The 7,133-nt window shown below is 38.0% G+C and carries 9 protein-coding genes; 1 reads left to right on the forward strand and 8 read right to left on the reverse strand.

Annotated elements, in window-relative coordinates:
* Nucleotides 1-445: 445 nt before the first annotated feature.
* Complete coding sequence (locus tag ABYD77_RS16570; protein WP_372771213.1) at nt 446-730, reverse strand: hypothetical protein; 285 nt, start codon at nt 728-730, stop codon at nt 446-448.
* Between the two features lie 94 nt (nt 731-824).
* Here ABYD77_RS16570 and ABYD77_RS16575 point away from each other — a divergent pair, with 94 nt between their 5' ends.
* Nucleotides 825-1,019, forward strand: coding sequence for a hypothetical protein (locus ABYD77_RS16575; protein WP_372771214.1), 195 nt, complete (start codon nt 825-827; stop codon nt 1,017-1,019).
* Between the two features lie 131 nt (nt 1,020-1,150).
* Here ABYD77_RS16575 and ABYD77_RS16580 read toward each other — a convergent pair whose 3' ends face one another.
* The 7 genes from ABYD77_RS16580 to ABYD77_RS16610 form a co-directional block, all read right to left on the reverse strand.
* Nucleotides 1,151-2,551, reverse strand: a complete 1,401-nt coding sequence (locus ABYD77_RS16580; RefSeq protein ID WP_372771215.1) for a protein rep — start codon at nt 2,549-2,551, stop codon at nt 1,151-1,153.
* A gap of 337 nt (nt 2,552-2,888) precedes the next feature.
* Nucleotides 2,889-3,314, reverse strand: coding sequence for a hypothetical protein (locus ABYD77_RS16585; protein WP_372771216.1), 426 nt, complete (start codon nt 3,312-3,314; stop codon nt 2,889-2,891).
* Between the two features lie 41 nt (nt 3,315-3,355).
* A complete protein-coding gene (locus ABYD77_RS16590; RefSeq protein WP_372771217.1) occupies nt 3,356-3,790 on the reverse strand; it encodes a hypothetical protein in 435 nt (144 codons plus the stop codon).
* Between the two features lie 122 nt (nt 3,791-3,912).
* The gene (locus ABYD77_RS16595; protein ID WP_372771218.1) at nt 3,913-5,103 is read right to left on the reverse strand and encodes a zonular occludens toxin domain-containing protein; all 1,191 of its coding nucleotides are present in this window, start codon (nt 5,101-5,103) and stop codon (nt 3,913-3,915) included.
* A 2-nt stretch (nt 5,104-5,105) separates the two neighbouring features.
* On the reverse strand, nt 5,106-5,423 hold the full coding sequence (locus tag ABYD77_RS16600; RefSeq protein WP_372771219.1) for a DUF2523 family protein: 318 nt from the start codon (nt 5,421-5,423) through the stop codon (nt 5,106-5,108).
* 3 nt (nt 5,424-5,426) lie between these two features.
* The gene (locus tag ABYD77_RS16605; RefSeq protein WP_372771220.1) at nt 5,427-6,839 is read right to left on the reverse strand and encodes a hypothetical protein; all 1,413 of its coding nucleotides are present in this window, start codon (nt 6,837-6,839) and stop codon (nt 5,427-5,429) included.
* A gap of 100 nt (nt 6,840-6,939) precedes the next feature.
* On the reverse strand, nt 6,940-7,133 hold a 194-nt coding region (locus tag ABYD77_RS16610; protein WP_372771221.1), incomplete at its 5' end, for a hypothetical protein.

Here is a 7,133-nt window from a genome sequence, read left to right on the forward strand (position 1 = left end):
CAATACCAATGATTGTTACACCTGCACCACCGATGAAAGTTGCTACTGTTGAAAGGTCTACTGCTGCGAAAATATCTGCCATTGTGTTATCTCCTGTGTTAATGACATTGATTAAAGTTTTTTTATTACTAGTCTTCCGGCTCTAACTGAATAACTCAGATAAGCGAAAAAAATGACAGTGCCAAAGCCCCAAGTGAAAGCTTGAGCAATGTCGAGTGCGGTTATTTGAGAAGCAGCGTTAAAAGCTTGAACCTCGTTAGCTGATACGAGCGCAAAGGCTTGGCAAGTTTCAGCGGTATCAGTGGTAGCTGTTAATGTGCCGTCTTGATTCAAATAAACGCACTGCATTACTTTTTCCTTTTAAAAAGTTTATATAAAAGAAAAACGAAGAAAATTGTGCCGAATAAAGAGGCTGAGAAAGGCTCTGATTCTATTAAAGAAGTCATTACAAAGGCTCAGCTGATTCGATTTGTAATGCTGCAACACCTTTCTTTTGAACCATTGAAACAACAACATCTATTTCAACTGGAGAAGTTGCACCGCGCAAAATACCTTCTAAAGCTGTAAGTGCATTTGGTGAAACTTGATATTCAAGTGTATCAATACCAACTGTTATCATGGTTGAATCATCTAACTTAGCTGTTTTATTAACAGATTGACCAAGGCCAATAAGCTTTGCCCATCCCTGAGTAGAATGTTTGAGTTGAAGTGCAGTTATTGTAGTATTCATAAAATTTTCCATAATTAACGTATGTATTAACAGGTACAACAGACCTGTTAGGTATGTCAGGGATGATAGACCCGATTTTAAAAGGTGTCAATAAATGAACAAAGAAGTTAAGAGCGTGAAAGCAAATTGCTATATAGCTGACTACAACAGAATAAAAGAATTGTCGCAGTTAGCGACATTTAAAGAAGGTGAATCAGTACCAATACCAGAAATAATAAGGAGACTATTAAGTGACTGGGAAAGTAAGAACGGAAATGATGAATGGCCTAAAGAAACTAGCCAAGAATAAAGGAATAAGTTTTAGTTACTTGTTAAAACATCTTGAAAACCCTTGTGGGTATCCACTACCAATAGACAACCCACAAAGGTAGACCCTAAGAGTCGGTATTTATTATCGACTCTTATTTCAAAATATCCAGTCTAAACAAAATATCCTGTTCTTTCTTCTCTATATTTTTCAATAACATCTTGTGTATGTCGTTTGATAGAGTCTTCTAAATTACGTCTATACTTTCGGTATCCACGTTCGTCATTCATCCATTTTTGATAAACAGACTCGATATATTGAGAAACAATATTAGAGGGGTATTTTTCAGCAAGATCTAAAACTACTCCCTTGAGACAATAATATTCTAATGCGTAAGCTTGTTGTTGAGTTACTTCTGTAACTTCCTCCACTTCTGGAGAATCTAAGATGTCATCATCTGACAGTTCTTCAATACAATAAGTCTTTTTAAGACCTCTACCGAAATAAATAATAGAGCGGCCAGAATAGGCTTTTGTGTATTCTTGCCATAAGCGAATAAATTTAGGAGTACGTTTTGAATCAAAAGCATCATGTGTTAGTGAATACAAAATATCAAAAGGCGTTATTGAATCTTTGTTAGCTTCTTTTTTATGTGAAAGCGTTGTTTCATACGCCCATTTAGTTATATAACGGCCAGCAGCAGAAGAACCATCCGAGTCTCGATACTGAATATCAAACCCATTTTTAATAGACGGAGTTTTCAAACCTACTTTCTCACACGCTTTGATCCATTGTTTAGCTAAAAGGATCTGAACAGCTTCAAGCTTTAAAGTACCGTTAGAATCAAAACAATTTGAATATTTAGCAGCAAGTTTAGAGTTTGAAACTTGTAATTTAGAAAAATAGTTTTGCTCTAGGTTTTCCTGAGAAATTAGCCAAATATCGTGGTAGTGAGGATGCCAGCCGTTTTTGTCTGAATATGTGATGTCCGGTGAGCTAATCTGATTGTCATAGCCTAAAAGCTTGCGAATATTTTTAACTTCCGTCCAACTCGAAAAACGGCGGCGAGCATCGGCCAATCGTGGGATCATATCCTCAAGAGAGTCATTTCTATGGTGTCGGCAAGTTTGAGTCACAAGAATTGCAGCACCACCATTAGCAGAATGACCAGACAAAACTTGTAAAACTTCTTGAGACCTTACACGGCCTACTTTATCACGACAAACAGGACAACCCCGTAAATCACCACAACAACCAAGGCCAGACCAAAAAGCACGACCATTTTCATTTTTAGAAATTCTTATTTTATCCGTACCTTGCTGAACACCGTAAGACGGTACTTTTTGACACGATTGAACACGATGTTTTATATCGAGGTGTTTTTGGCTGGTAGACCTTAATTTATAAAGGTCAGAGCGAGATAGAGAGTCTGATTTGACCGCGGATTCCGTATTATTGCCAAGGCGCTCCGCGCGAGGCAGGACACCTCCCCGCAGAGCGGGTGCCCCTCCTACATCGCGAGGAGCTTTTGCGCTAGTTTGTTGTAAATCTGTATTAGTATGCTTATAATCCATTTTGTAGCCTATAAGGACTGTCTAAGAGACTATTGGCGTAGGGCTTAGATAATCACGGTTTATGTTTTTGAAATACCCAGCTCTATGCTGGGTTTTTTATTGCCTGAATTCTAGCAGACCTGTTAGACCTGATTCAAACTGTATTAAACAAAAATATCACCTAACCGACATTTGAGCAAACTTTGACATTGTTTTAGGTTTTGCAGGGGGCGCATTGCTGCGCGGTTCTGTGGACAATGAAAAGGGGTTTCGCTTCGCTGGTTAACCGTCCTTGTAAACTTCAAGTTTTCAAATTATTTACTGAGTTCGGACGGCAGGCCGTGCGGCCTATTTTGTTTTATTCCTCAAAATCGCCTCCCTCAGCTTGACCTTTTCGCCAATAAGATCGCGCTTTATAAATCACTGCTAAGCGCTCAGTGGTAGACCATGTTTTTATACGATCAATAAAGTTAACCGCATTTTCTTCACTGCCTAAGAACCCGCGTATTTGTTCATCGTACAGATAGCCCTCACTGATATGCCACGGTAATAAACGCGCTTCCTGTTCTGCACTTGGGTTTGGCATGTAGCCATTGAATGCACAGTAAAAAGACAACCACTCGTTATCTGTTAGTTCTGGCAGATTGTCGACCATTATTAATTCAAATTGCTCTGCCATTGCATTGATAGAGCCAGACCAATTGGTTTCACCTGATAAACTTAGGTTGTGTAGTATGACCTGTGTCGCGTCTACTAAGCGCACTGATTTTTTAACTGCTGTCATGTTATTTCCTTATGAAAAAGGCCACTAAGGGCCTTTATGATTTAATTAATTACTGAATCAATTGCGCTCGTATCTGGTTGTTTATCTAGCGCGGCCAATTCATCAAGCAATGTTTGTGCATCATTGATGAATGTAAAAATATCACTTCGATTTGGCTTGTTGTAACGTGCATTAAAATCGCCCCACAAAAAGTATTCGTCACGATCAGCATCTACACCTGACACGTCTAAACACACGTAAAGCCAACCATACCCACAATCAATATCGGTTTTTAGGTATAAACTTGTATCTTCACCAACTGAAGCTCGAATAGTACGTAAAGTATATTTGCCATCCATCAAGCTTTTTACGCCAAGATCGTACATTTGTGATTCTATGTATTGCGCGAAAGCCTGTGTTTTTTCAAGTAGTGATGAAGTAAGGCGCTTTGCGTTTTCGATGCGGTTTAGTGTGATGTTTAATTCTTGAGTATTCATAATTTTTCCTTAACTTTCACCCTCATTTAAGGGGTATCTTAGCTGAATGTTATGCACCTCGTTGGTACGGTTTTAATATATCGCACCCACATCGCACCGTCAAGTTAAAATTGAAAATAAGATTAAAAGTTTTTGGCAACCATATCACCAGAATCTGGTACGTTTGAACCAACATCAATATTTACACGTGGATAATCACAAGTTAGATAATCATGATAATCTTCAAACTGAATTTCAATCATACACTGTCCTCGCACAATCGTTTTGTAGCCAGCCAAAGCTAAATCAACTAAATTCATCTCAAAGACGGTCTGGCCGTTCTGACTTGCTGATATATGATAATCCTTTACAAGTCTTCCTCTATGCCTGTTTTGCATCCAACCAGATATGTGTAAATTAACTTTATAGAATGGGTGCAAAGGCTTTTTAGGTTGAGGTTTGGGTTCGGGCTTTTTCTGCTTTGGTTGAGGTTGAGCATTTGCGTATTGGTTTTTATCCTGATGCGGAAGTTGCCCAGGGTTATTAATTTGCTGAACTGGAACTGTAGCAGGGACTTGCTTAGGCGTTGTGGGTTTAACGGGTTCTGGTTTCGAATTTGAGAAACCAGAATAAACAAGATAAGCAGCAAGCAAAAACATAGGTATCATACCTTTAAAATACCAGTTGTTGTACCAGAGCTGCACATCATTAGCGGCTGACTCAATAACAGGTTTAGCGCTTTTAGTATGCGATTGGTAAAACTTAAAATACTTTTGTTGGTATTCCCGTTCTTCGGTATTAATAACTGATTGAGTTGAATTTGAAGCTCTATCATGGACTTTTAGAATGTATTTATCCATTTGCCCCATGAATGATTTTTTTATGCATCTGTAATGCACATCAACCAAATCTCTAATATCAACATCAACCTTTCGAAAGTTCTGAGTTAACAAAGTTATATCAAAACCATAATGACGTGACATTGAGTAAAATTCTTTAACCTCATCGTTAGTCTTACCTTTACCAAGTGGTAAGTGACATTCATCTATAACAAAGCAAACACCTTGGTTATTGTCGTTCTTCCAATCTTCATACTGGAGATAATGAGCAACTTTTGAAAACGGCCTTTCACCGCCAAAGTTATGGAACTGCCCCTCAACAACTTCTATTAAATCGCGACAATAATCACCATAAACCGCACAAAAGTGGTCAACATTTAATGGTAAATTAGTCACAACTTTGCGCTTTTGCTGCGTGACGGTAGGAATCACATGATTAACTACAGCCTCGTAACTCTTTCCGCCTCCCGTTTTGCCTGATATTCCATAAATCATAATTAACTCCCTAAGCGTGTAAACGGTATTAACTGTAATAAAATTCGAATTGTTATAGAGGTGACTATCATGCCTAGACATTCACCAATAGAACAAAGGTTTGCAAAATAAAGAACCTCTGGAGGTAAGCCAGTTAGATAACGAGTAATGTTTATAGAATCGAATAAATGACCCATACCATTTAATATAAGAATGATTAAGTCCATGATTGCACCAAAGGCAAAGACCCCCAAGTCTTTGAGCATATCCATCAAAGTGAGTAACATTCGATAACTAAAAACGTTCATTTCTTCTTGGAAAAGTAAAAATAAAGGAATCATGGTTTAACCTCCGAAAATTATTTTTCTACAAGCGAAAGCGGCACAGGCCAGAAAGAAAACTGATAGAAAACCATAAACACGATTATCTAATTCAAAGGCAACAGAGCCACCAAAACCCAAAGAACTGAAATCAATCGACATTGATGGAGACTGACCAGCGCCATTGATGACGAACTGATCTAAAAAGGTAAACATAGAGGTATCTTGCAGTTCTTGGTTTTTTTCTTCCCAAACGCCAGCAATACCATCTTCATATTCAGTCGTCCAGAAGGAAGTCATATCCTCAGTTGGTACGAAATCTTTAAAACCTTGCTCTGGTTCAACTGTTAAAGCATCCATTGTGCCTTTGGTATATTCCTCAACATTCGTTAAGTCTATATTTACATTGCCGCCATCAGGCGGACATTGAATTTCATCAGATGGAACACAATCACTAGCGCCAGATGAAGAATTAATTTTTTCTATACCGTCTCGAATTTCTGTTAACAAACCTGTTTGATCTTGGTTTGAACCTAATAAACGGCCAGTGTTATCCGTGATTTCAGATAAATATTTATTTGAGTTGTCTATGTTGTCTTTAATTGTATTTAGGCGCTCAGCAACTTCATCGGTATTTCGATTAATCGAGTCGTTAATAATTTTTAAATTATCATTTGCTTGGTTAAGGGCATCGATTTCAATTGTTTTATCACTATCATCAGCTTCTTGATGTTCGATTGATTCAACGGGTGCAGAATCTTCTACTTCTGGCGGTTCTTCTATTGCGTCTGGGTCATCAGACTCGATTGGATCTAAACATGTTGAACCTTCTTGGGTTGCATATTTTTTAGGGTGCATATAACCACCAGTGTTATCAGTAGTTATTTTGCATTGCGTGCCATTGAGATTGTTAAAACAAAATGAATAAGATTCGTTTGTTGTACCACCGTAAATATACATGTCATCGACAGTGGGATTGGGACAATTGTCTGTACGTTCTTCTAAACAATATCGAACAGCGTTAACAGTATCATGATATGTAAATCTATGTCTTGGATAACCTTCAGGTGGGCATACTTCAGTTTCTTCTTGAGTTTCGTAAAAAGCACCAACGTTGTGTGTGGGGCAAAAGCGATGGTCAATCATTCGAAAAGATAAACTGTAAGAAGTTGAAGAATTTTGCTGACTAACAAGCTTACAATGATTTTGGTTTTGAAAAGTTCTGACTTTATCCATACAAGCTCCTAAATCATCAGGCGACATCTTAATGGGATCACCTGCACCAGTGCAGAGCCATATAGGTTTTTTCTGTGTGAACTGTTTTGTGTCCCAGTTTAAATAGTCTGGCAAACCGTCAGGAGCTGATAAAACATAAAAACTAGCGAAAAAAAAAGAGCTTAAAAGGCTCTTTGTAAAAAATTTATATAAAGCTTTCATCAAGCCCACCCAAAATTTTTAGAAACTATATAAGCTGTTAACGCCCCTATAAATACAATTATTGTATAAATAAGGGCGACAATTAAGCCGCCCATTATTATTACGCTTTGTTAACTGCGCGTTTGCCTAACGTGATACCTTTAAACGCCATAGCAATACCAATGATTGTTACACCTGCACCACCGATGAAAGTTGCTACTGTTGAAAGGTCTACTGCTGCGAAAATATCTGCCATTGTGTTATCTCCTGTGTTAATGACATTGATTAAAGTTTTTTTATTACTAGTCTTCCGGC

Origin of the sequence: Pseudoalteromonas sp. (assembly GCF_041629635.1) — a bacterium.
Lineage (GTDB): Bacteria > Pseudomonadota > Gammaproteobacteria > Enterobacterales > Alteromonadaceae > Pseudoalteromonas.

What these genes read in the sequence shown, in the direction of transcription:
- ABYD77_RS16595 (WP_372771218.1), bottom strand. Translation starts at nt 5,103, where the DNA reads ATGATTTATGGAATATCAGGCAAAACGGGAGGCGGAAAGAGTTACGAG.
- ABYD77_RS16580 (WP_372771215.1), bottom strand. Translation starts at nt 2,551, where the DNA reads ATGGATTATAAGCATACTAATACAGATTTACAACAAACTAGCGCAAAA.
- ABYD77_RS16575 (WP_372771214.1), top strand. Translation starts at nt 825, where the DNA reads ATGAACAAAGAAGTTAAGAGCGTGAAAGCAAATTGCTATATAGCTGAC.
- ABYD77_RS16590 (WP_372771217.1), bottom strand. Translation starts at nt 3,790, where the DNA reads ATGAATACTCAAGAATTAAACATCACACTAAACCGCATCGAAAACGCA.
- ABYD77_RS16570 (WP_372771213.1), bottom strand. Translation starts at nt 730, where the DNA reads ATGAATACTACAATAACTGCACTTCAACTCAAACATTCTACTCAGGGA.
- ABYD77_RS16605 (WP_372771220.1), bottom strand. Translation starts at nt 6,839, where the DNA reads ATGAAAGCTTTATATAAATTTTTTACAAAGAGCCTTTTAAGCTCTTTT.
- ABYD77_RS16600 (WP_372771219.1), bottom strand. Translation starts at nt 5,423, where the DNA reads ATGATTCCTTTATTTTTACTTTTCCAAGAAGAAATGAACGTTTTTAGT.
- ABYD77_RS16585 (WP_372771216.1), bottom strand. Translation starts at nt 3,314, where the DNA reads ATGACAGCAGTTAAAAAATCAGTGCGCTTAGTAGACGCGACACAGGTC.